General features: G+C 62.8%; 18 protein-coding genes and 1 pseudogene. 7 read left to right on the plus strand and 12 right to left on the minus strand.

Translation table 11 applies throughout. From position 1 onward, the window contains the following. The 3 genes and pseudogenes from N8H74_RS20210 to N8H74_RS20220 form a co-directional block, all read right to left on the minus strand. Positions 1-3,857 (minus strand): annotated as a pseudogene (locus N8H74_RS20210) (hypothetical protein); the annotation flags it as partial. A gap of 113 nt (positions 3,858-3,970) precedes the next feature. Beyond that, complete coding sequence (locus N8H74_RS20215) at positions 3,971-4,366, minus strand: YbaN family protein (protein ID WP_217832272.1); 396 nt, start codon at positions 4,364-4,366, stop codon at positions 3,971-3,973. Positions 4,367-4,376: 10 nt separating this feature from the next. Then, a complete protein-coding gene (locus N8H74_RS20220) occupies positions 4,377-4,964 on the minus strand; it encodes a YecA family protein (RefSeq protein ID WP_217832271.1) in 588 nt (195 codons plus the stop codon). A gap of 294 nt (positions 4,965-5,258) precedes the next feature. Here N8H74_RS20220 and recQ point away from each other — a divergent pair, with 294 nt between their 5' ends. The 3 genes from recQ to N8H74_RS20235 all read left to right on the plus strand — a co-directional run bounded on the left by recQ (position 5,259) and on the right by N8H74_RS20235 (position 9,854). Next, positions 5,259-7,388: a DNA helicase RecQ gene (gene recQ / locus N8H74_RS20225; protein WP_262149780.1), complete on the plus strand. Its 2,130-nt coding sequence runs from the start codon at positions 5,259-5,261 to the stop codon at positions 7,386-7,388. 134 nt (positions 7,389-7,522) lie between these two features. Beyond that, a complete protein-coding gene (locus N8H74_RS20230; RefSeq protein ID WP_217832269.1) occupies positions 7,523-7,957 on the plus strand; it encodes a MarR family transcriptional regulator in 435 nt (144 codons plus the stop codon). A 127-nt stretch (positions 7,958-8,084) separates the two neighbouring features. After that, complete coding sequence (locus N8H74_RS20235; protein ID WP_262149781.1) at positions 8,085-9,854, plus strand: FimV/HubP family polar landmark protein; 1,770 nt, start codon at positions 8,085-8,087, stop codon at positions 9,852-9,854. A 141-nt stretch (positions 9,855-9,995) separates the two neighbouring features. Here the strand turns inward: N8H74_RS20235 and N8H74_RS20240 are convergent, their stop codons facing one another. Continuing rightward, entirely contained in the window at positions 9,996-12,194 is a 2,199-nt protein-coding gene (locus N8H74_RS20240) for a patatin-like phospholipase family protein (protein ID WP_262149783.1), read from the minus strand. Between the two features lie 72 nt (positions 12,195-12,266). Here N8H74_RS20240 and N8H74_RS20245 point away from each other — a divergent pair, with 72 nt between their 5' ends. After that, positions 12,267-12,554 (plus strand): SelT/SelW/SelH family protein, encoded by a 288-nt coding sequence (locus N8H74_RS20245; protein ID WP_262149785.1) that lies wholly within the window; start codon positions 12,267-12,269, stop codon positions 12,552-12,554. Here the strand turns inward: N8H74_RS20245 and N8H74_RS20250 are convergent. Further along, positions 12,548-13,441, minus strand: a complete 894-nt coding sequence (locus tag N8H74_RS20250) for a DMT family transporter (RefSeq protein ID WP_217832265.1) — start codon at positions 13,439-13,441, stop codon at positions 12,548-12,550. The genes N8H74_RS20245 and N8H74_RS20250 overlap by 7 nt on opposite strands. Before the next feature lie 70 nt (positions 13,442-13,511). Then, a complete protein-coding gene (locus tag N8H74_RS20255; protein WP_262149787.1) occupies positions 13,512-14,276 on the minus strand; it encodes an AraC family transcriptional regulator in 765 nt (254 codons plus the stop codon). Between the two features lie 133 nt (positions 14,277-14,409). Between N8H74_RS20255 and N8H74_RS20260 the strand changes: the two genes are divergently transcribed. Then, positions 14,410-15,225, plus strand: coding sequence for a UDP-2,3-diacylglucosamine diphosphatase (locus N8H74_RS20260; protein WP_217832263.1), 816 nt, complete (start codon positions 14,410-14,412; stop codon positions 15,223-15,225). 52 nt (positions 15,226-15,277) lie between these two features. Here the strand turns inward: N8H74_RS20260 and N8H74_RS20265 are convergent, their stop codons facing one another. Both N8H74_RS20265 and N8H74_RS20270 read right to left on the minus strand, forming a co-directional pair. Then, entirely contained in the window at positions 15,278-15,868 is a 591-nt protein-coding gene (locus N8H74_RS20265) for an HD domain-containing protein (RefSeq protein WP_262149789.1), read from the minus strand. 15 nt (positions 15,869-15,883) lie between these two features. After that, on the minus strand, positions 15,884-16,195 hold the full coding sequence (locus N8H74_RS20270) for a DUF962 domain-containing protein (RefSeq protein WP_217832261.1): 312 nt from the start codon (positions 16,193-16,195) through the stop codon (positions 15,884-15,886). 166 nt (positions 16,196-16,361) lie between these two features. Here N8H74_RS20270 and N8H74_RS20275 point away from each other — a divergent pair, with 166 nt between their 5' ends. Next, positions 16,362-17,423 (plus strand): AraC family transcriptional regulator, encoded by a 1,062-nt coding sequence (locus N8H74_RS20275; RefSeq protein ID WP_262149791.1) that lies wholly within the window; start codon positions 16,362-16,364, stop codon positions 17,421-17,423. On the opposite strand, the gene N8H74_RS20280 is transcribed toward N8H74_RS20275, so the two are convergent. Beyond that, positions 17,380-18,834: a TrkH family potassium uptake protein gene (locus tag N8H74_RS20280; protein WP_217832259.1), complete on the minus strand. Its 1,455-nt coding sequence runs from the start codon at positions 18,832-18,834 to the stop codon at positions 17,380-17,382. The two genes, N8H74_RS20275 and N8H74_RS20280, sit on opposite strands and share 44 nt — an antisense overlap. 121 nt (positions 18,835-18,955) lie before the next feature. Here N8H74_RS20280 and N8H74_RS20285 point away from each other — a divergent pair, with 121 nt between their 5' ends. After that, positions 18,956-19,522, plus strand: coding sequence for a nitroreductase family protein (locus N8H74_RS20285; protein WP_262149793.1), 567 nt, complete (start codon positions 18,956-18,958; stop codon positions 19,520-19,522). A gap of 263 nt (positions 19,523-19,785) precedes the next feature. Here the strand turns inward: N8H74_RS20285 and N8H74_RS20290 are convergent, their stop codons facing one another. The 3 genes from N8H74_RS20290 to N8H74_RS20300 all read right to left on the minus strand — a co-directional run bounded on the left by N8H74_RS20290 (position 19,786) and on the right by N8H74_RS20300 (position 22,555). After that, positions 19,786-21,126, minus strand: a complete 1,341-nt coding sequence (locus N8H74_RS20290; RefSeq protein WP_262149795.1) for a HAMP domain-containing sensor histidine kinase — start codon at positions 21,124-21,126, stop codon at positions 19,786-19,788. Positions 21,127-21,302: 176 nt separating this feature from the next. Then, the gene (locus N8H74_RS20295) at positions 21,303-21,752 is read right to left on the minus strand and encodes a Spy/CpxP family protein refolding chaperone (protein ID WP_217832256.1); all 450 of its coding nucleotides are present in this window, start codon (positions 21,750-21,752) and stop codon (positions 21,303-21,305) included. 125 nt (positions 21,753-21,877) lie between these two features. Continuing rightward, entirely contained in the window at positions 21,878-22,555 is a 678-nt protein-coding gene (locus tag N8H74_RS20300; protein ID WP_217832255.1) for a response regulator transcription factor, read from the minus strand. Between the last annotated feature and the right edge of the window lies 1 nt (position 22,556).

The raw sequence follows: 22,556 nt of genomic DNA on the forward strand, positions 1-22,556 counted from the left end.
AGTTCCGCGCTGATTTCTACCGTGATGCCACCGTTGGGAATTTCAACGTTGCTCGGCAAGCCTTTCACCGAGGTGAGAGTGGGGGCGGTGGCTGCCACCACGGTAAAAGTTCTGGCTCCCGACTGCGCGCCGGAGCCATACAACGCTTTGGCCGTGAAACTGTGGGCTGCCGCGCTCAATGCGCTGACGGTCAATCGCCATTCACCGGTTGTTGCATCGGCCGGTGCCTGGCCCTTGGACGTCGCACCATCGAACACTTCGACCTTCTGGCCCTTGGCAGCGGTGCCGCTCAGTTCCGCGCTGATTTCTACCGTGATGCCACCGTTGGGAATTTCAACGTTGCTCGGCAAGCCTTTCACCGAGGTGAGGGTTGGAGCGGTGGCTGCTACCACGGTAAAAGTTCTGGCTCCCGACTGCGCGCCCGAGCCATACAACGCTTTGGCCGTGAAACTGTGGGCCGCCACGCTCAATGCGCTGACGGTCAATCGCCATTCACCGGTTGTTGCATCGGCCGTTGCCTGGCCCTTGGACGTCGCGCCATCGAACACTTCGACCTTCTGACCCTTGGCGGCGGTGCCGCTCAGTTCCGCGCTGATTTCTACGGTGATGCCACCGTTGGGAATCTCAACGTTGCTCGGCAAGCCTTTCACCGAGGTGAGGGTTGGGGCGGTGGCTGCTGTCACGGACAGGTTTCGCACGTTGGAGTAGGTATCGCTGCTGTGATATAGCGACTTCGCATACAACCGGCGCGCGCCTGCGGCGACGGTGATGGTGTGCTCCCAATCGCCTGTCGTTGCATGTGCGGTTGCAATGCCCTTGGAAACCGCACCTGAACCATTGCCGTCGAAGATCTCGACGCGCTGACCGTTACTCGCCTTGCCCGACAGTTTCAATGTCGTGCTGGTGGTAACCCCGCCTTCTGGAACCGGCGTACCGGCCGCGTCCAGTACGTTGACCAGCGTCGGTGCGATCAGGGCGGTCACCGTAAGCGTCCTGGCCTCCGACTCCAGATTCGACCCATACAAGGCCCTGGCTCTGAACGTGTGCGCGGCGACGCTCAGCGCCGTCATGCGCAGTTCCCAGATCCCGGATGCATTGGCCGTGGCCTGTCCTTTGGAGGTCGTGCCGTCGAACACCTCGACCTTTTGATCCTTGGCAGCCGTGCCGGTCAGTTTGACAACGGGGTCGGCGGTGATGCCGCCAGGCGCGATCTCCGTGCCTCTGGAGTCTTCCGCTCGGGTGATGGCGGGTTTCAGGTCTTCCACCGCTTTGATGGTGTAGGTGCGCACCGGGAAGGTGACGGCATCCGCTTCCTGTTGAGTACCGCTCAGGCCGGCCTTGAATTCCACGGTGAACGACGAGCCATGTTTCAGGCCCTTGATCTCGTTCACCACCGCCGCCGGAACGTTGTACTCGTAATCACCGGTGACCCACCCTGCATTGGTGACGGAACCCGGCGGCTGGAAGATGAATTTGTCGTACGCGGCGCCGCTGGACTGGGTGCCCCTGAACCGCAGCCACACATATTGTTTGAGAGCGATCAAAGGCCAGTTGGGGGAATGGGTTCTCACGGTGGTGGTGATTGCGCTCACGTCCAGCTCCGGGCCGTCACCGTTGTTGGCGGCCTGAAGAATCTTCGAGGCGTACGCCGGTCCCAGGGTCAGGGGCGCCACGACCAGAGGCCGGGAGGGCGAGGGAATGGGCGCAGCGCTGCCCTGTTTCACCGTGTAGCTGACGGTCACCCCTTTGCCCAGGTTGAACGCCAGCACGCTGTTGACCAGCGCGATTTCCTGTTCACCCAGGGCCGACACGGTTTTCGGCGCCGCGGTGTGCGAGCCGCCCGTCGGCGTGCCCGCTGCCCCGGTGAAGGTGACGGTGATGACGTCGTTCACGGCCATGCCGGTGTAATTGACCAGTGCCGTCAATTTGTCTTTGGCGGCGACCGGATCCAGCATGGCGTCATCCGGTGCCTCCTTGATACGCGGCGCTTGCAGATCCGCCTTCACGCCGACGTTGAATTCCTCAATCTGCGAATAACTGACCCGCCCGTCCTTGCGCTCAAGGTGGTACGAGGCCTTCACCGTACCGCCCTCGTTGCCCTTGATCAGTTCGGGCTTGATGGTGAATGCCACCGCTTTGCCGGCGGTGAGTGACGTGAGCTTGACCCAGTCGCTGTCCGCGCCGGTTTTCGAGCCGAGCCATTGCCGATAGACGACGTCGTCAGCGACGGTCTGCGTGTAGAGCATGTTCAGTTGGGTGCCGGGGGTGTCGGCGGGCAGGACACCGTTGACCACGCCGTCGACCTTCGGCGGCGGCAATTCCTGCAACGGCTCGCCGATCTGCAAGGGCGCGGCGCGCAGCGATTCGCGAACGGCATGGAGGGCGTGGAACGGGTTCATCTCACGCAGCTTCTGGTCTTCGGTCAGCAACTGGTAGTACAACACCAGCGTGCCGCCATTGATCGGTCTGAGGTGCGAGCCGGGGACGATGATCACGATCGGCCGGCCGGCGTCGATCTCGCCCTGGGTGATCGGATGCTGCGGCAGATCCGGCAGGTAGATGCTCAGGTCGGGACGGGTCCCGAGCCAGAACAGCACAATGACCTGACCGGCGGCGAACGAGTCATCGAACGGGATCTCGACCCGCACCTGCGCCAGGTCGGGGTCGAGAGCGCCCTGATTGGCCTCGATGGCCTTCGGCGCCAGCAGCCGTCGGGCTTCGCCGATGACGCTGATGAACTGGGACCTGGCTTGCAAGTCGGGGGAACCGTCGCGCTTCTGCACGGCATAGGACAGGATCAGTTGCGACTTGGCCATGCGCCGCAGCAGGACGTTGGGAATCTCGATCTCCAGAATGCTCGGCACACTGACCACTGGCTCGGCGGGCATCTTCTCATCGATCGGCACCCCCTCCGTCGTCGCGCCCTTGACCCTGACCGTGATGATGTCGCCGACAGCGATCCGGTTGTCCAGAATCATGACCTGGGCGATGCCGTCGGCATTGCCGAGCTTGTCGAGGTCCAGCACGTTGCTGACCGCCTGTTTGAGCAGCGGCGCTGCCGGTCGGGTCGTATCGATCGCCACGGGCACCCGCTGCTCGTGACTCCAGTCTTCGGAGCGGTTGAACACCTTGTCATGGACCTCGAACGCCACGGCCACCCCGTCCGAGTCGCCGGCTTCGCGAATGGTCGCCTCATCGACATGAATGATGATCGGCGCCTTGCCGTCCGCCTGATCCTGGGTCAGCGGCGGGCCGGGCACGAACACGCCGCCCCAGCTCACCAGGATCACGTCGCCCGTCGCCGCATTCAGATAAGCCCGCCCCGAGGCGGGATCCGGACCGATGGTGATATCGACTCCGTCGGCGACGTTGTCCTTGTCGATGCCGTTTTCAACCGTGCCCTTGGGGAGGAACATGAAGAAGTTGGAGTGGCCCGGTCCCGGGTCAGTGTCTTGACCACCGGGAATCGTCAGCTTGACCAACACGTCCATCACTTCCGAAGGCTCGGCCACCTGACCCAGGCGGGTGACCACGTAGGACACCTTGAACGGTCCATCCAGAAGACGCCCCGGCGGCACGAACAGCGTCAGCGTTTTATCGACTTCATCCTTGTCGATGGTCTTGTTCACCACCTGCTGGCCGGTGCCCCAGTTCACCACCAAGCGGTCACCGACGTTCATGGTGGACCAGGGGCCGGCACGGCACAGCAACCCCAGCAGCGGAAAGTTACCCAGCGCGGCGGCCCAGTTGATGCCCCAGACAATGGGGTTGCTCGATATCGGTTGGGGGCTGCGACCGGGGATGTCGAGTTCCTTGAGCAGCAGCGGGGTGTTGCCGGTGGGCGCCGGGGTATTCATGACGGAAACTCCGATCAAGGATGACGGAGTGATTGAGCGTCAAATGGGCGAAATTGGCACCTGTCAGATCTGACAGGGGGCGGTGGTTTTACGACGAGCGGTCGGTGTGCGTCTCAGGGTTTTTGCAGGGTTTTCTGCCGCAGGATGTACACCGTCACCAGCACCGCGCTGGTCAGCATGAACCCTCGCGCCCACGGCAGCGGCACCAGGTAGCAGGAGAACAGAATGCTCGCCCACATCAGGCCGATCGCGTAGACCTTGCCCTTGAGCGGAATGCCGTTGCCGTCGAGGTAATCGCGAATCCACGGGCCAAGCCGTGGATGCTCCACCAGCCAGCGATAGAAGCGCGGAGAGCTGCGGGCGAAACAGGCTGCCGCCAGCAGGAGGAAAGGGGTGGTGGGCAAAACGGGCAGGAAGATCCCGAGCACCCCCAATGCCACGCTCAGCCAGCCGATGGCCAGCAGGATGTAGCGCAACATCAGGGGACGGTTGCCTATGGGATTGTCCATAGGCCGGATCTTAATGGTGACGAGGCTTGAGGATCGCCGGTTTTTCGTCTGGCGCGTGGCACAGCAGGTACAGCGCGGTCAGGGCTTCCGGGATCTGTACGATCATGTCGTCCATCAGGTTGGCGTCGGCGGCGATGTCGGAGAACTCCGGCTGCTCGTCGAACAGGCCCGAACCGACCATGATCGGCAGAAGCATTTCGCTGACTTCTTCCTCGGCGGTTTCGAACCAGGCTTCTTCGCGCAGGAACACGCCTTCCATGAAACCGATGCACCAGCCGCGCAGTTCGGAGTCGTCCGGTTCGTCGCCCAGATCCAGATCGCAGGGCAGCTCGAATTCTTCGTCGGAAGCCAGTTGACGGGCGATGTGCGCCTTGAGGCCGATCAGCGTGGCTTCGATCTCTTCACGCTGGGCTTCGCTGCTGTAATGCGGCTCTTCGGCGAACAGGGCGTCGATCCACTCGCGATCCGGCACGACTTCGGCGCAGACCGACAGCGCGGTGAGGAAACCGTGGGCGGCCACGTAGTCCAGCGCCTCTTCGTGCAGCTCGTCGGCGTCGAGGAAGACTTGCAGGCGGGTTAGTTGCTCGGCGAAGGACATTAAAGGGCTACCTTGGGGGAATAAACAATGCGGGAATTCTAGGCCTTCTTGACCGCTCAAGCCAGCCGCTTGGCAGATTTGGCCCAATTGCCGGCTCTGGCATAAAACCCATGGGAGTTGCCCCGTCTTATCAGCGGCGCCCTGTGCGGGGGAACGCTCGGGTATACTGCCGCGTTTTGCGATCCCTGCCCGCCTTGCATCGACCTGCAACGCGTCCTTACGTTTTGTTTAAACGGCTTCGGCTGTCCTGAACCAGCCTGTGCAGGGATGTTTCGGTGGATTTTTGGAGTTTTTATGCTCGAACAGGCTCAACGCGTCCTCAAGGACATCTTCGGCTACGACAGTTTCCGTGGCCGCCAGGGTGCAATCATTGAGCGCGTGGCCAGTGGCGGTGATGCCCTTGTCCTGATGCCGACCGGCGGCGGCAAGTCCCTGTGCTTCCAGGTGCCGGCACTGCTGCGCGAAGGTCTGGCGGTAGTGGTGTCGCCGCTGATCGCACTGATGGACGACCAGGTCGCGACCCTTGAAGAACTCGGGGTGGCCGCCGCTGCGCTGAACTCCACGTTGAGCCCCGAGCAACAACGCGACCTCGCCGCCCGGATCAAGCGCGGCGAAGTGAAAATGCTCTATCTGGCCCCCGAGCGCCTGGTGCAGCCGCGCATGCTGGCGTTCCTGCAAGGGCTGAACATCGCCCTGTTCGCCATCGACGAAGCCCACTGCGTTTCGCAATGGGGCCATGACTTCCGTCCGGAATACCTGCAACTGGGGCAGTTGGCGGAGATGTTCCCCGACGTGCCGCGCATCGCCCTGACCGCCACCGCCGACAAGCGCACCCGCGAAGAAATCGTCACCCGCCTGCATTTGCAGAACGCCGAGCGTTTCCTGTCGAGTTTCGACCGGCCGAACATCTTCTACCGCATCGTGCCCAAGGAGCAGCCGCGCAAGCAGTTGCTGGCGTTCCTCGCCGAGCGGCGCAGCGATGCCGGCATCGTCTATTGCCTGTCGCGCAAGAAGGTCGAGGAGGTCGCGGCGTTTCTCAGCGAGCAGGGCTTCCCGGCATTGCCTTACCACGCCGGCCTGCCCAATGATCTGCGGGCCTTTCACCAGAAGCGCTTCCTCAACGAGGAAGGCCTGATCATGGTTGCCACCGTGGCGTTCGGCATGGGCATCGACAAGCCCAACGTGCGCTTCGTCGCGCACCTCGATCTGCCGAAGTCCCTTGAGGCCTATTACCAGGAAACCGGACGTGGCGGTCGTGACGGCCTGCCGGCGGACGCCTGGATGGCCTACGGCCTGCAAGACGTGGTGATGCTCAAGCAGATGCTGCAGAACTCCGAGGGCGACGAGCGCCACAAGCGTCTGGAGCAGCACAAGCTCGACGCGATGCTCTCGCTCTGCGAAGAAACCCGCTGCCGCCGTCAGGCGCTGCTGGCCTACTTCGACGAAGACCTGCCCGAGCCTTGCGGCCATTGCGACAACTGCGTCGATGGCGTGCAGACCTGGGACGCCACCGAGCCGGCGCGTCAGGCGCTGTCGGCGATTTTTCGCACCGGCCAGCGCTATGGCGTCGGTCATCTGGTCGATGTACTGCTGGGCAAGGACAACGAGAAAGTCCGCAGTTTCGGCCATCAGCACCTGTCGGTGTACGGCGTCGGCAAGGCGCTGGGGGAGAGCGAATGGCGTTCGCTGTTCCGCCAACTGGTGGCCCGTGGCCTGGCTGATGTCGATCACGAAGGCTACGGCGGCCTGCGCCTGAGCGACACCTGCCGGCCGCTGCTCAAGGGCGAAGTGACCTTGGAGCTGCGCCGCGACCTCAAGCCGCAAGTCACTGCCAAAAGTGGCAGCAAGAGCCAGGCCAGCCAACTGGTGCGCGGCGAGGAGCGCGAACAGTGGGAGGCCCTGCGCGCCCTGCGGCGCAAACTGGCGGAAGAACACGGCGTGCCGCCGTACGTCATCTTCCCCGACTCGACATTGCTGGAAATGCTCCGCAGCCAGCCGACCTCGCTGGCGGAAATGGCCCGGGTCAGCGGCGTCGGCGCGCGCAAGCTGGAGCGTTATGGCGAGGCCTTCCTCGAAGTGCTCGGCGGCGAAGCGGAAACCCCGAAAGTGGTCGCCGATGTGCGTCACGAACTGATCACCCTGGCCCGCGCCGGCATGACCCCGTTGCAGATCGCCGGCCAGTTGCAATGCTCGGAAAAGAACGTCTACAGCATGCTCGCCGAGGCCATCGGCAAGCAGCAATTGTCGCTGGAACAGGCGCTGGACCTGCCTGAGGACCTGATGGGCGAAGTCCAGGACGCGTTCCTCGACGGCGAGGGCGAGCTGCCGTCGGTCGCCGAAGTCTCCGAGCTGTTCGCGGGTCGGGTGCCGGAGGGCGTTCTGTACTGCGTGCGGGCCGCGCTGCAATCGGAATTCGAAATGTAAGACGGCGTTTGTGACAACCGTCAGGAAGTTGTAACGATTCAGTGCGGGGCGGCTCTTGCCTATAGCCAAATGTCATGCTTAGCTGACTAATAATTAGTTTTTTTCTATTTGTTCAGTCTACTCATGAGTGTTTTATGCCGTTAACCGATCAACACCGCTTTGGCATGCAACTGGCGCAGATGTCCCGTGGCTGGCGTGCCGAACTGGATCGCCGTCTGGCGGGGCTGGGGCTGTCCCAGGCCCGCTGGCTGGTGCTGCTGCATCTGGCGCGATTCGACGAAGCGCCGACCCAGCGGGAGCTGGCGCAAAGCGTCGGCGTCGAAGGGCCGACCCTGGCCCGATTGCTGGACAGCCTGGAAAGCCAGGGACTGGTGCAACGCCAGTCCGTGATGGAAGACCGTCGGGCGAAAAAAATCGTGCTGTGCTCTCCGGCCCTCCCGCTTATCGAACAGATTGAAACCATTGCCACGCAACTGCGCCATGAGCTGTTCGAAGGCGTCGATGAGGCGGATTTGAAGGTCTGCATGCGCGTTCACGGACACATTCTGGCCAACCTGGAAAAATCTTGAGGCATAACCTCGTGCCGTTTTTTTGAGAGATCGCGCTGGGCAGACTATAAGAACTACTGGGCAATATCGTGTTCGTACCGGATGTGCGAACGCATAGAAGTCGGTTTTGCTTATTTAAGGGATGCTCATGCTCGGAAGTCGGCACGTGGTAATGCGTTGCGCTCATTCGCTGCTGGTGGCCGGTGTTGTGACCTGGTCCAGCGCGTCATTGGCGCTGGGGCTGGGTGACATCACCGTCCACTCGGCCCTCAATCAGCCGCTCAAGGCTGACATCGCCCTGGCGGATGTCAGTGGTCTGCGCGAAAGCGACCTGTCGGTCAGCCTGGCAACGCCCGACGAGTTCGGCGAGGCCGGGATCGAGCGGGTGTTTTTTCTCAATGACCTGAAGTTCACCCCGATCCTGCACGGCAATCGCAACATGATCCGGGTGACCTCGGCCAAACCGGTCAAAGAACCCTTTCTGAATTTTCTGGTGCAGCTCAATCAGCCCAACGGTCGCCTGCTGCGCGAGTACACCGTGCTGATCGATCCGCCGGGATCGCCCGGTATCACGCCGGCCACCGATGAGCCTGACCCGCGTGCGCAATCCTCTGAATTTCCCGTCCCCGAGGCACCTGCGCCGAGCGCCCAGGCCAGGCCTGCCGCTGCGCCGGCACCAACGCCAGCCGCGCCGGCCAATGACGCGGCAGCCGAGCAACTGGCGGCCAGTGTGTTGCAGAACCAGCAACTGCAAAAAACCGTCGATGAACTGAACCTGCGATTACAGGCGCAGGACGTGTTGATCGCCGATGGCAAAAAACAGGTGAGCGACTTGCAGGCGCGCATCGCCGAGCTGCAACAGCCGCCACCGCCAGCGGCCGTCGTGGCACCGTCTGTGCCGGCCCCGGTCGCCGCGCCAGTCGAGGAGGACGACTCGCTCAATTGGCCGTTGCTCGGCGGGTTGCTGGTGTTGCTGGGCTTGCTGGCTGCGGGCTTGTACATCCGTCGTCGGCAACAGGGGCAGGGCCATGCCGTGCCGGTCGCCGCGTTGCCGTCGCGCAGTGAACCCGAGGTGAATGATACCGAGAGTGCGCGCCCGGCGGCGGTTCATCCTGCCGTCGAACATCGTGAGGATCACGTCGCGGGGGATGTGCTGGAAGCCGTGGGCATTTATCTGGCTTACGGCAGGCTCGGTGAAGCGGCGGGTCTGCTGCGCGATGCCTTGTACAAGGAGCCGGAACGCACCGACATCGGTGTGCAACTGCTGGAGGTGCTGGGGCGGCAGGGTGATTCGCCGGCCTATGACGAACAGGAAAGCCGTCTGCGCCAGCTGGGGGTCGAGGAGCAGACGTTGCAGGACATCCGCGCGCGCTATCCGAAACTGGTCAGTGCCGCGCCACTGGCCGCTGCGGTTCCGGTTGCCGCCGTGGCGCCGCTGGCCGAGGCCCGGCCCGAGCCTGCACCCGCGCCGGTCGAGGATGATTTCGAGCTGGATCTGAATGCGTTATCGATGGATTCCAGCTGGGATCTGGAGGACAGCCGCCCGCCGAGCGATAAACCGGAACTGGGGGAGAGCGCATTCGGCGCCAGTCTCCAGGTATTGCCGCAGGGTTTCGAGCTGTCGGAAAAACCGGCGGACGACGAGGCTGAAGCCGCCGAGCTGGAATGGCTTGTCGAACCGGATGCGCAGCCGCTGGATGATGATTTTCTCAATGAGTTCGGCGACCCCGGTCAGTCGCTGGATTTGCAGGCGCCAGATCCTCAGGACGCGGCCAATGCCGGCAAACTCGAACAGGCCCAGACCTGCATCGACGACGGTGACCTGGAGAGCGCGATAGCCTTGCTCAACGAGCTGCTCAAGGAGGCTGATGAACCGCTGAAGCAAACGGCGCGGACATTGTTGGCGGGGATTCGCTGATCCGGGTACAGCCGATCTTGCCGGGGTGACTGTGCTGACGCCTTCGTGGGCAAGCCCACTCCCACAGGTCACCGCCGGCAATGTGTGAGTGGGCTTGTCCACGAAGACGGACTGATCGTCACCGCAGAAATCCGCTCTGCCTCAGAAGGTCTGCCCCAGGTTCAGATAAACCGCCTGCTCGCTCGCATCATTCAAGCCATAACTGAAGTTCAGCGGCCCCAGCGGTGTATCGAAGCCGATAAACACACTGGCGGCATTGATGTAGCCGCTGTCGAATTCATTGTCGTTGTTCCACGCTCGCCCGCGCTCCAGCGAAGCGCCGGCATACAGCGGGAAGTCCAGCGGCAGGTAGGCGCGCGGGGTCAGGCGGCGGTAGTACACGGCGCGCATCAGGCTGACGTTTTGCCCGGAGATCGCATCTTCGCGGAAACCGGACAACTGCCGGGCGCCGCCGAGCAGGAAGCTTGAAGTCACCACGTTGGCGTCATTCAGCGTGCGGCCGTAGCGTCCGCCCAGAATCAGGGTGTCCGGGCCACTGCTCATGGCCTTGTCCAGTTTGAATTCCCATTGCTGGTAGCGGTTGTCCGACCCCAGGCTCGGTTCGAATTGCAGCAGGGTCAGGCTGATGTCCTTGCCTTCGTGCGGGTAATAAACGTTATCCAGCGAGTCATAGGAATATTTCAGCGAATAGAAACCCTCCTTGAAGCGCTCGCTGGGCAGATCCTGGTCGCCAATCCGCACATCGGCCTTGCCCCAGGCCTCGCCGACGCCGAAGCGCACCTCACCGTTGTTGCCGATCTGCCGCCCGACATTCAGGGCCAGCCCGTAGCGCTCGACGCGATATTGCGCGATCGGATCGTTGTCGAGCACTGCATCGACGTTCTGCGCCTGGAACACCACGGACGGCGCGATGAAGTAGCGTGAACCGACGTCCAGCGGCTGATAGAACTCGCTGTACAGCTCTTGTCGGTCACCGATTTGCGCGCGGGTCAGCCATTCCGCGCCGAGGCGGTTGATGCCGTTGACCCGGTAACTGGCGCCGAGGTTGAAGGCGCTGTCGCCGCGCATGTCGTCCGACAGGTTCAGGCCGACCCGCAAATAATCGGTGCCACTGCGTTTGCCCCGGGCGCTGATGACCAGGGTGTGATCCTGCCCCTTGTGAACCACGCGGTATTGCACTTGCTCGAAGTAATCGAGGCCGTACAGGGTGCCCATGTCCGAGTGCAGACGGCCCAGGTCCAGTGGCTCGCCGATGGGCTGGCGGATGTAATAGCGGATGACGTCGTCATCGACTTTCGAGTCGTTCTCGACCCTGATCGCGGTAATGATCGGCGTGCGCTGGCCCGGAGCGCGGGCGGCATTGAGTTCGGCGTCCTGGGACACCGCCGGCTTCAAACGGGCCAGGCGCGCATCGAGGACTTTGGCGGCGCGGTAGCCGGCGTCGATCATTTCCTGGGCGCGGCCGAAATCGGTGGCGCCGAAACTCGCCAGCGGTGGCTGAATCAGTACGTCATCGGGATGCAGCGCCGCCAGTTGTTCTTCAGAGTTGCGCCGGGTCATCAGGGTGATCGACTGGTTCAGCACATCGACCACGGTCACCAGTTGCTTGCGATTGCGCAGCGGCGTGCCGATGTCGACCACGATGGCGACGTCGACCCCCATTTCCCGGGCCACGTCGAGGGGAATGTTGTCGGTCATGCCGCCATCCACCAGCAATTTGCCGTCCAGCTCGACCGGCGCGAACACCGCCGGGATCGACATGCTGGCGCGGATCACCTGCGGCAGGTGTCCTTTGCGGAATACCACTTTTTCGCCATTGGCGATGTCGGTGGTCACGGCCCGGAAGGGGATCGGCAGCTTGTCGAAGTCACGGGTATCGCTGGTGTGGGCCAACAGGCTTTCCAGCAGCAGTGCGAGGTTCTGGCCCTGAATCACCCCCAGCGGCAGGCCGAGGCTGCCGTCGTCGCGAAAGCTCAGTTTCTGTTTCACCAGAAAGTCGCGGTCGTCCTGTTTGCGTCGGAACGGCACGTCCTCACGGGGTGGCGCGTCGGACAGCGCCTGCTGCCAGTCGATGCTCAGGGCGAGTTTTTCCAGCTCATCGATCTTGTAGCCCGAGGCGTACAGCCCACCGACGACGGCGCCCATGCTGGTGCCGGCGATCGCATCGATCTTGATGCCTTGTTCTTCCAGCGCCTTGAGCACGCCGATGTGCGCCAGGCCACGGGCGGCACCGCCGGACAGCACCAGGCCGACCTTCGGGCGCGGCGCTTCGCTGGCCTGGGCGCTGACGCCGGCAAACAACGGGAGGAAAACAAGCAGGCAGAGCAGAAGGCGACGCATCGTGAGTCTCGGGGCGAGCGATAAAGCCGGCTATTATAGCGGCGCCCCTCTGCCTCAGGAGTTTCAGCGAACATGACTGCCACCAAAGCGGAAATCGTCATCACCTATTGCACTCAATGCCAGTGGCTGCTGCGCGCCGCGTGGCTGGCGCAGGAACTGCTCAGCACCTTCGCTGACGACCTCGGCAAAGTGTCACTGGTGCCGGGCACCGGCGGGGTGTTCCGGATTACGTGCGACGAGGTGCAGATCTGGGAGCGCAAGGCCGACGGCGGTTTCCCCGAGGCCAAGGTGCTCAAGCAACGGGTGCGCGACCGGATCGATCCTGATCGCGACCTCGGGCACAACGACCGTACTCAGTGAGAGGCCGCTTCGGCGGCCACGGCTTTTTTGTCGGAGCCGCCTGACATCTGGCTCGACACCACGATGGCGACGATGATCAGCGCGCCGCCGATCAACATGCGCAGGGTCGGGTTTTCATCGAACAGCAGCCATGCGACGGTGATGCCGTAGACCGGCTCCAGGGCGAACACCACGGCGGCGGTACGCGCCTTGATCACCGCCAGGCTGGCGACGAACAGGCTGTGGGCGACACCGGTGCAGAACACCCCGAGCAGGCCGATCCACAACCAGTCGATGGCGCGCACTTCACTCAGTTGTGGCGCCGCCACCGGCAACAGACACAGCGCGACCACCACGTTCTGACACAGCGCGGCCTGCACCGCCGGAATGCGTCCGGAGCTGGCGCGGTTGGTCAGCGACAGCAGGGAAAACAGCAGCCCGGACAGGATCGCCCAAAGCAGCCCGGTGGTGGCGCCGCTGCCCAGATCGAACGCCGGGGTCACCAGCACCAGGCCCACCGTCACCAATGTCACCAGAATGATTTCATTGGCGCGGATGCGTTCGCGGAAAATCAATCCTTCGAGGATCACCGTGAAAGCCGGGAAACTGGCGAACCCCAGCGTGGCGATGGCCACGCCGGCGACCTTGACCGAGATGAAGAAACTCACCCAATGCCCGGCCAGCAACACGCCACTGAGCAGCAGACGCCGCCAATCCACGGCCTGGAGTTTCTGCCAGCCCTGGCCACGGGCGAAACGGGCGAAAAACGCCAGGGCGAGGACGGCGAACGCGGCGCGGCCGAACACGATGACGGCGGGCGTCGCCGCCGCAAGTTTGCCGAAGACGCCGGTCAGGCCGAACATCAAGGCACCGATATGCAGGGCGCCGAGGGCGGTACGGGGAGTCATTGCGATCCTTGGTTTGAGTACGGTTTCACGCCCATTGAAGCGTGAAACGGCGCAAAAGTCTGTCGCCAGGCTAGCGCGTTTTAGCGCCGGACTCGCGGCGCAACTGGCAGGGGGAGGCGCCGAATTCGCGCAACACCGCCGCTGAAAACGCACTCTGCGAACTGTAGCCGACCCGACTGGCGATTTCCCCAATCGGCAAGGGCGTGTCGCACAGCAGTTTCACGGCCATTTGCAGTCGGCGGTTGCGCAGGTAATCCATCGGCGTCTGCCCGCATTCGGCGATGAACCGCGCATGCAGACGAGCACTGGAAAGACCGGCGACGCGGGCCAGATCGGCGACTTGCAACGGGTAGGCGGCGTATTGCTCGATGTGCGCGTCGAGTGCCGCGTAGGGCAGGCGTCGGCCAGCGAGTGCCGCGGGGTTGGTGTTGTTCAGGCTCGCCAGCAGCAACACCGCGCCTTGGCGGGCGATCAGCGGATCGTCCACCGGGCTGTTCGCCAGCCAGCTGACCAACTGGCTTTGCCCGGCATCCAGCGAGCGGCGCGCCGTGCTGTCGAGCAAGCGGCGGCTGGCGTCGGCATGTTCGCCGAGCGATTGCGTCACCCATGAATCACCGGGCACATCCAGCACCAGACAGTGGCTGCCATCGGTGCTGCCGCAAGCATGATGGGCGCCGGCGGGCACCACCACGAAACTCTGCTGGCGCACTTGGCTGCCATAGCCATCGACCTCGAAATCCAGCGCACCCGACAGGCCGAACACCAGTTGCGGGTGGTCGTGGCTGTGGGCGATCAGATCGTGTGTGTAGTGGCGCAGGGACAGGATCGGGTGCATGGCGAATCTCCGGGCGAGCCGCCAGTCTACACGGCCGCTGCTCGGATCGTGCTGTCACACGACTGACGCGAACCTGTCATGGTCGATTAACCGGGCTCGCGCAAGCTGGCGAAAACATCGCAGAGGGTTGTCCATGACCAGCGCCGAGCTCGCCAAACCCAGCCGCAAACAACGGGTGCGCACCTTGTGGATCTCCGACGTGCACCTCGGCACCCGGGATTGCCAGGCCGAGCATCTGTCGCAGTTCCTCAAGGGCTACCATGCCGACAAGATCTATCTGGTCGGCGACATCATCGACGGCTGGAAGCTGCGCGGCGGCATGTACTGGCCGCAGGCGCACACCAATGTGATCCGCCGCCTGCTGACCATGAGCAAGCGCGGCACCGAGGTGATCTACGTCACCGGCAACCACGACGAATTCCTGCGGCGCTATTCGAAGCTGATCCTGGGCAACATTCAGTTGGTCGATGAAGCGGTCCACGTCACCGCGGATGGCCGGCACCTGCTGGTGATCCACGGCGACCAGTTCGACGTGATCACCCGTTATCACCGCTGGCTGGCGTTTCTCGGCGACTCCGCCTACGAATTCACCCTGACCCTCAACCGCTGGCTCAACCACTGGCGGGCGAAGTACGGCTACGGCTATTGGTCGCTGTCGGCTTATCTCAAGCACAAGGTAAAGACGGCGGTGAGTTTCATCAGCGACTTCGAAGAAGCCATCGCCCACGAGTGCGTCAAGCGCGAGCTGCATGGTGTGGTTTGCGGGCACATTCACCATGCCGAGATTCGCAAGGTCGGCGAGGTGGATTACCTCAACTGCGGTGATTGGGTGGAGTCGTGTACGGCGCTGATCGAGCATTGGGACGGCACGATCGAGCTGTATCGCCTGGCGGATGCCCAGGCGCGCGAGGCGCAACTCAAAGCCGCCAAAGTGGCTGAGCTGGCGTAGCAACTGCCTGTGGGAGCAGGTTTGCTCCCACAACCTGTGACACATGTCGATTTCACACCGGGGCGTGTTCTTCCATCGCCGCCTTGTAGATCGAGTTCTTCGGCTGGGCGAACAACCGTTCCAGCATCGGTTCGAAGAAGCTCAGCGGCAGACTTTCATAATCCGGGTCGAACGCCGCCGCATCGTATCTGGCACAGAATTCCACCGTCGCCAGATACTGCGGATGGCTGCTGAATTGCTCGCGCAGATGCCGATCCATGCCCAGGTGATGAAAGAAGTAATAGCCCTGGAAGATCCCGTGCTTTTCCACCATCCACAGGTTTTCGGCGCTGACGAACGGTTTGAGGATCGCCGCCGCGATATCCGGGTGGTTGTACGAGCCGAGGGTGTCGCCGATGTCGTGCAGCAAGGCACAGACCACGTACTCCTCGTCACGCCCGTCGCGATGGGCGCGGGTCGCGGTTTGCAGGGAATGGGTCAGGCGATCCACCGGGAAACCGCCAAAGTCGCCTTCGAGCAGTTTCAGGTGCGCGACGATCCGCGACGGCAACTGGCGGGCGTAGGCACTGAAATCTGCGGCGATGATCGCCCAGTCTTCCTGGGTGCCGTCCTTCATATGGGTGAAGCGGGCATTGGCATTCATCGGCAGACCCCTTGTTCAGAACGCCACGCGACCGAGGATCATGTCGCGGTACATGACGAAATCGCCGAGCAGGCTGTAGAACGGATGCTGGAACGTGGCCGGGCGGTTTTTCTCGAAGAAGAAATGTCCGATCCAGGCAAAGCTGTAACCGGCCAGCGGCAGGGCCAGCAACAGCAGCCAGGCGCCTTTTGCGACGGTCATCGCAAGAATGAAAATCACCAGTGTCGTTCCGACGAAATGCAGACGACGGCAGGTGCTGTTGCGGTGTTCGCCCAGGTAGAACGGATAGAACTCGGCGAAGCTGTTGAACTGCTTGATGTTTTCCACGACCGCGATCTCTGTGGTTATTGTTCTGATGGCAAGTTGTTCGGCGGGTAGCTTATTTGAGTCTAGAGTGAACGTTGGCGCCGGCCAGTGACAATCGGCGCCACTTTAGTATCCTTCGCAAATCGGGCTGTAGCCTGCAGCCCATCATGCAAAAGAAAAAAACGCCATGAGCGAACGAACGACTTCTGCAAGCTGGGCGATGGGGATTGTCAAAGCACTGGAAATGGACGGCCTGGATTGCCGGGTTTTGTTCAAGCAACTGGGGCTCGACTACGCGGCACTGGATGATCCGGATGCACGCTTTCCACAGGATTCCATGACCCGCCTCTGGCAACGGGCGGTCGAACTGTCCGGCAACCCGGCGATCGGCCTGAACATGGGCAAGGTGGTGCGACCGGCGTCGTTCCATGTCGCCGGCTACGCCTTGATGTCCAGCAACACCCTGGCCGCAGGCTTCGAGCGACTGGTGCGCTATCAGCGGATCATCGCGGAAAGCGCCGACCTGAGTTTTCGTTTGCTCGACGAAGGTTATGCGCTGATTCTGACGGTGCATGGCGATCACCTGCCGCCGACCCGGCAAAGCGCCGAAGCGTCTCTGGCCTGTGCGCTGGCCTTGTGCGGCTGGCTGACCGGGCGCACGTTGCACCCACGCAAAGTGTTGGTGCAGGGCGAGGAGCCGGACGATCTGCAACCCTACAAACAAGCCTTCCACGCACCGCTGGTGTTCAACGCGCCGTATGACGCGCTGATCTTCGAGCGTGCCGACATGGAAGCGCCGCTGCCGACCGCCAACGAAGCGATGGCGCTGCTGCATGACCGCTTTGCCGGGGAGTATCTGGCGCGGTTTTCCGAAAGTCGCGTGACCCACAAGGCGCGTCAGGTGCTGTGCCGCCTGCTGCCTCAGGGCGAGCCCAAGCGCGATGCGGTGGCGCAGACCCTGCACCTGTCGCAGCGCACCCTGCAACGGCGCCTGCAGGAGGAGGGCACCAGTTTTCAGCAACTGCTCGATGACACCCGCCGCGAACTCGCCGAGCAGTATCTGGCGCAACCGAGCATGACCTTGTTGGAAATTGCCTACCTGCTGGGTTTCGCTGACCCGAGCAACTTCTTCCGTGCCTTTCGCCGCTGGTTCGACACCACGCCGGGCGATTATCGGGTGCGGCTGCTGCAGGCGCCGGGTGCCGTCAGTGACGCCAGAACGCCGGAATACACAGCACAAATACCGTAATGATCTCCAGTCGGCCGAGCAGCATGCCGAACGACAGAATCCACTTGGCCGCGTCCGGCAGGCTGGCGAAGTTGCCGGCCGGGCCGATGGTCTCGCCCAGCCCCGGACCGACGCCGGATACGGTGCTGGCGGCACCGGTCAGCGCGGTCATCCAGTCGACGCCGAGCAGCGACAGCAGCAGGGCGATCACGCAGATGGTGATGGCGAAGAAGAACGAAAAGGTCAGAATCGAGCGCACGATTTCTTCGTCGAGGCGGTGACCGTTGTACTTCTGCTTGATCACCGCGCGGGGGTGAATCAACTGGTTAAGGTTGGCCTTGAGCAGGATGTAGGCGACCTGAAAACGGAAAATCTTGATCCCGCCTGCCGTCGAGCCGGAGCAGCCGCCGACGAAGCCCAGGTAAAAGAACAGCATCAGCGAGAAGTTGCCCCACAGGCTGTAGTCGCCGAGGGCGAAGCCGGTGGTGGTGACCACCGAGGTCACGTTCAGCGCCACATGGCGCAGTGCGTCCAGCCAATGCAGGTTGGTGGTCCACCAGTACCAGGTGCCGAGCACCAGCCAGGTCACCAGCAACATGCCGAGCAAACCCTGCACCTGTTGATCCCGGAACAGCGCCTTGCGGTTGCCGCGCAGCGTTGCCACGTACAGGGTGAACGGCAGGCTGCCGAGAATCATGATCACCACCGCCACCCAATGCACCGCCGGTTGGGTCCACTTGGCGAGGGATTGGTCGGACGTTGAGAAACCACCGGTGGAGATGGCCGACATCGAGTGGTTGATCGCATCGAACGGGCTCATCCCGGCCCACCAGAACGCCAGGCTGCCGAGAATGGTGATGCCCACGTAGGCCGCCACGATCAGCCGCGCCACCATGTGCGAGCGGGGCATGACCTTTTCCGAGCGGTCCGAGGACTCGGTCTGGAACAGCCGCATGCCACCGATGCGCAGCAATGGAAGAATCGCCACCGCCATGCCGATGAAGCCGATACCGCCGATCCAGTGCAGCAACGAGCGCCACATCAGGATGCCGGGAGACATGTTGTCCAGGCCATTGAGCACGGTGGAGCCGGTGGCGGTGATGCCGGACATGCTTTCGAAAAACGAGTCGGTGTAACTGATGTGCTGGGTCAGCAGGAACGGCAGCGCGGCGAAAATGCACACCACCAGCCAACTGCTGACCGTCAGCAGGTACATGTCGCGCGGGCGCAGGTGAATGTGTTCCGGGCGACCGGGAATCACCAGCGCCAGGCCGGCGACAAAGGTGATCATGCTGGCCCAGAGGAACGACGGCAGATCGCCCGTGCGGTCGAAAATCAACAGGGTGGCCATGGGCACGACCATGGCGATGGCCAGGGTGATCAGGAAGATGCCGATGATGAAACCAATGATCCGTAAGGTCGGCAACGCCATGAAGTCCGCTCGGGCTGAAGTGTGAAGGGCGCCATTCTACCCGTGGGGCAGGGCATGTAAACCGGCATCCTGATGGCAGATACCGCTAGAATAGCCGCACAATTTTTTCAGGAGATGACCCATGCAGGCGCTCGAGGCTTTGCTCAACCGTGTTTCCGTTCCTCGCCTGGTCGAACCGGCCCCTACTGCCGAACAGCGGGAAATCCTCTTCGGCGCCGCGACCCGGGCACCGGATCACGGCCATTTGCAGCCGTACCGCTTCCTGACCGTCGAAGGCGCGGCGCGCGAGCAAATGGGCGAATTGCTGGCGCAAGCGGCGCAGATGCAGGACGGCGAAGTCACTGAGGCGGCCATCGACAAGGCCCGTAACGGCCCCCTGCGGGCTCCGCTGGTGGTGGTCGTCATCGCCAAATTGCAGGATCACGTCAAATACCCGAAAGCCGAGCAATTGCTGGCGGCAGGCTGCGCGGCCCACGGGATTTTGCTGGCGGCCTATGCGCAGGGAATCGGCGCAGTGTGGCGCACCGGTGAGCTGGCTTATTCCAGGCATGTGGCCCAGGGGCTGGGGCTGGGGACGGATGAAGAGGTGATCGCGTTCCTGTACCTCGGCACTCCGCAGAAAGAACCGCGTGTGGCCGAGAAGGTTGATCTGGCGGAGTTTGTCAGTGCCTGGTCGGGTAAAGCCTGAAAGCGTTAAAAGCACCCCCTCACCCTAGCCCTCTCCCAGGGGGAGAGGGGACTGATTGGGGGATGCTTCAGAGGTTCACCGACCTGACAGAGCTTGGCCGAATCCGGAATTGACTGGGTTCAAGTGCTTTGGCCGAATCCGAATTGATTTGGTTCAGGTGCTTTTGCAGAACCATAATCGACTCGATCTTTCAGGTCGATGTATGACGCAAGACACCTCGGTCGGCTCCCTCTCCCTCCGGGAGAGGGCTGGGGTGAGGGGCTTTAAGGCTGCACCACCGCGCCAGGCACCAACGGTAACTCCAGGCTCGCCACAAACCCGCCCAGGGGATGATTCGCCAGCACCAGGCTCCCGCCATGCCGCTCCGCCGCCCGCCGCGCAATCGCCAGGCCCAGGCCATGCCCGGCAGCCGTCTGCCCCGGCGCGCGGAAGAACGGTTCGCCCAACTGGCTCAAATGCTCGTCCTGCACCCCCGGGCCGTGGTCGCGCACGCTGACTACAATCCGCTCGCCTTGCCGCGTGGCCTGCATCTCGATTGCCTGGCCTTGCGGATTGAACCGCTGGGCATTGCGCAGCAGGTTGTCCACGGCCCGTTCGATCATGGTCGGCCACCCCGTCAGATTGAGCTGCGGCTCGGCCTCCAGGCGCACGTTCTGCTCGGGTGAGCCGAGCTGCGCGTCCTTTTGCAGGGCCGTCAGCAACGCATTCAAGTCGACATCTTCAGCACTGGCGTTGTCGGCATCGACCCGTGCCAGCACCAGAATCTCACTGATCAACGCTTCCAGGCGGTCGCACTCACGGGTCAGGCGCGGCCAGAGTCTTTCCCGTTCTTCGGGACTGGCCCGTTCGGCCAGCGCCAGGGCAATCCGCAACCGGGCCAGCGGTGAGCGCAGTTCGTGGGACACGTCGCGCAGCAACTGGCGCTGGCTGCCGATCAGGCTTTGCAGACGCGCGCCCATGCGGTTGAAGTCATTGGCCAGCACGCCGAATTCATCGCGACGATTCGCCAGTTGCGCGAGGCTGTTCTGCTGATAGGTGGTTTGCCCGAGATCATGCACCGCGCCGCGCAAACGACTCAGCGGACGGGTGATGGAGAACGTCACCAACAGGCTGAACAGGGTCAGCACCACGAGCGCGATGCCCAGCGCACTCAGCGGCCAGAGCAGGCTTTCGCGGTGCCAGGCGTCGAGTTCCGGGTGCGGGATGCGGTAGATGAACAGGTAGGTATCGCCGGTCTTGTCGCTGGTGAACTCATCGGTCAGACGCCGCCATGGCAGGCGGCGGTCGTCGTTGTTCTGGCGCGCTTCGAAGGCGGCGGCGCGACGGGGGAAGGTGCCGCGTACCACCGGGTCGCCGCTCTCGTTCAGCACTTGCACGTCGATGTGGTACTGGCGCTTGCGCTGTTCGAGGATGTCCTGGGCGGCGTCTTCGCCCTGGCTTTCGTAGGTTTGCGTCCACTGCTCGGCCAGGGTGTTGAGGCCCGGATGGCGGCTGAGGATCCACGCGTCCTGGTTGAGCATGTGCCCCAGCAGAATGGAAAGCCCTGCAACCAGAGCAATGGCCAGCCAGAAGCTGGCGAGGACACGCCAGAACAGTGAACGCACAGAAATTCCTCGATCAAACACAAAAACCAATGGTGGCAGCGGGCTGGCTCGCGAACGGGGTGCGTCAGTCGACAGGGGTTGTCCGATACACCGCATTAGCGAGCCAGCCCGCTCTCACATTCAACAAAGTGAAAACAGGCCCGACGGGGTCAGCCGTCGGGCCTGCGGTCACTGCATTATTGCGTCTTTTGCGGCTGTTGCGCTTTCCAGGCTTTGAACTCGGCCCATTCGGCGCGGCGTTCGGCCTGTTTCTTCTGGATCTCGTCGAATTTCTTCTGTTGATCCGGTTTCAGCACCGCCCGGACATCGGACTCGGCTTTCTTGTGGTTGGCCGCCATCTCGTCCTTCATGGCTTTCTGGTCAGCCGGCGAGAGTTTTTCCAGATACTTTTCGACCGTTTGCTTACGCTCGTGCATCTGCTCGCCCATGATCTTGCGGATCTGCTCGCGCTGTTCGCGGGACAGGTCGAGCTGGCTGTACGGGCCTTTGCCGTGCATGCCGTGCATCTGACCGCCGTGGTGCGGGCCATCCAGCGGGCCGCCCATCGGGCCTGCGCCTTCAGGCATGGCCATGGCGACGGTTGGCAGGGCAGCGGCGAACATCAGAGCGATAAGAGTCTTGCGCATGGTGTATCTCCTTGTCTCGTTCCCGGTACGTTCCGGATGAGTTCAGATTACGGAGATCAAGGTCAGCGGCGGTCAGCGCTGGGTAAAGCTTGAGTAAAGACGTTTCGGCGCTGACCTGACAAAACTTACAGGCTGTAGTAGTAGCCTCGGCTGCGCAGAGCAACGATGCGCGGGCGGCCGTCGGGGTGCGGGCCGATCTTTTTGCGCAGGTTGCTGACGTGCATGTCGAGGCTGCGGTCGTACAGGGTCAGCTTGCGACCGAGGGCGATCTGCGCCAGCTCCTGTTTGTCCAGCGGCTCGCCAGGCTGTTTGAGCAGGGCTTCGAGCAGGCGGCTTTCGGAGACGGTGAGGGTGAATTCCTTTTCGTCGATGCTGACCACGCCGCGCACCGGACTGAAGCTCAGGTCGCCCAGTTCCAGCTGGGTCGACACGGCGGCCGGATGGCTGCGGCGCAGCACGGCACGCAGGCGGGCGGTGAGTTCACGCGGGTCGCACGGCTTGGCCAGGTAATCGTCGGCGCCGAGTTCCAGGCCGAGAATGCGGTCCAGCGGTTCGCCCCGGGCCGACAGCATCAGCACCGGCAGATCGGCGTGGTCGCTGCGCAATTGCTTGAGCAGTTCCAGACCGCTGCCGTCGGGCAGCATCACGTCCAGCACCACCGCGGCGGGCGCAGACTCAGCCAGTGCCTTTCTGGCGCTCTGGCCGTCATGGCAGGCACGCACCTGGAAACCTTCCTGGGTCAGCCAACTGCTCAGGAGCTCGCACAGCTCCTGGTCATCATCAATTAGTAACAGCTCGCTCATG

The sequence above is a fragment of the Pseudomonas sp. B2M1-30 genome, assembly GCF_025447575.1.
Taxonomy (GTDB): Bacteria; Pseudomonadota; Gammaproteobacteria; order Pseudomonadales; family Pseudomonadaceae; genus Aquipseudomonas; species Aquipseudomonas botevensis.

What these genes read in the sequence shown, in the direction of transcription:
- N8H74_RS20260 (WP_217832263.1), top strand. Translation starts at nt 14,410, where the DNA reads ATGACCAGCGCCGAGCTCGCCAAACCCAGCCGCAAACAACGGGTGCGC.
- N8H74_RS20275 (WP_262149791.1), top strand. Translation starts at nt 16,362, where the DNA reads ATGAGCGAACGAACGACTTCTGCAAGCTGGGCGATGGGGATTGTCAAA.
- N8H74_RS20285 (WP_262149793.1), top strand. Translation starts at nt 18,956, where the DNA reads ATGCAGGCGCTCGAGGCTTTGCTCAACCGTGTTTCCGTTCCTCGCCTG.
- N8H74_RS20230 (WP_217832269.1), top strand. Translation starts at nt 7,523, where the DNA reads ATGCCGTTAACCGATCAACACCGCTTTGGCATGCAACTGGCGCAGATG.
- N8H74_RS20215 (WP_217832272.1), bottom strand. Translation starts at nt 4,366, where the DNA reads ATGGACAATCCCATAGGCAACCGTCCCCTGATGTTGCGCTACATCCTG.
- N8H74_RS20240 (WP_262149783.1), bottom strand. Translation starts at nt 12,194, where the DNA reads ATGCGTCGCCTTCTGCTCTGCCTGCTTGTTTTCCTCCCGTTGTTTGCC.
- N8H74_RS20300 (WP_217832255.1), bottom strand. Translation starts at nt 22,555, where the DNA reads ATGAGCGAGCTGTTACTAATTGATGATGACCAGGAGCTGTGCGAGCTC.
- N8H74_RS20295 (WP_217832256.1), bottom strand. Translation starts at nt 21,752, where the DNA reads ATGCGCAAGACTCTTATCGCTCTGATGTTCGCCGCTGCCCTGCCAACC.
- N8H74_RS20250 (WP_217832265.1), bottom strand. Translation starts at nt 13,441, where the DNA reads ATGACTCCCCGTACCGCCCTCGGCGCCCTGCATATCGGTGCCTTGATG.
- N8H74_RS20245 (WP_262149785.1), top strand. Translation starts at nt 12,267, where the DNA reads ATGACTGCCACCAAAGCGGAAATCGTCATCACCTATTGCACTCAATGC.
- recQ (WP_262149780.1), top strand. Translation starts at nt 5,259, where the DNA reads ATGCTCGAACAGGCTCAACGCGTCCTCAAGGACATCTTCGGCTACGAC.
- N8H74_RS20235 (WP_262149781.1), top strand. Translation starts at nt 8,085, where the DNA reads ATGCTCGGAAGTCGGCACGTGGTAATGCGTTGCGCTCATTCGCTGCTG.
- N8H74_RS20265 (WP_262149789.1), bottom strand. Translation starts at nt 15,868, where the DNA reads ATGAATGCCAATGCCCGCTTCACCCATATGAAGGACGGCACCCAGGAA.
- N8H74_RS20255 (WP_262149787.1), bottom strand. Translation starts at nt 14,276, where the DNA reads ATGCACCCGATCCTGTCCCTGCGCCACTACACACACGATCTGATCGCC.
- N8H74_RS20220 (WP_217832271.1), bottom strand. Translation starts at nt 4,964, where the DNA reads ATGTCCTTCGCCGAGCAACTAACCCGCCTGCAAGTCTTCCTCGACGCC.
- N8H74_RS20280 (WP_217832259.1), bottom strand. Translation starts at nt 18,834, where the DNA reads ATGGCGTTGCCGACCTTACGGATCATTGGTTTCATCATCGGCATCTTC.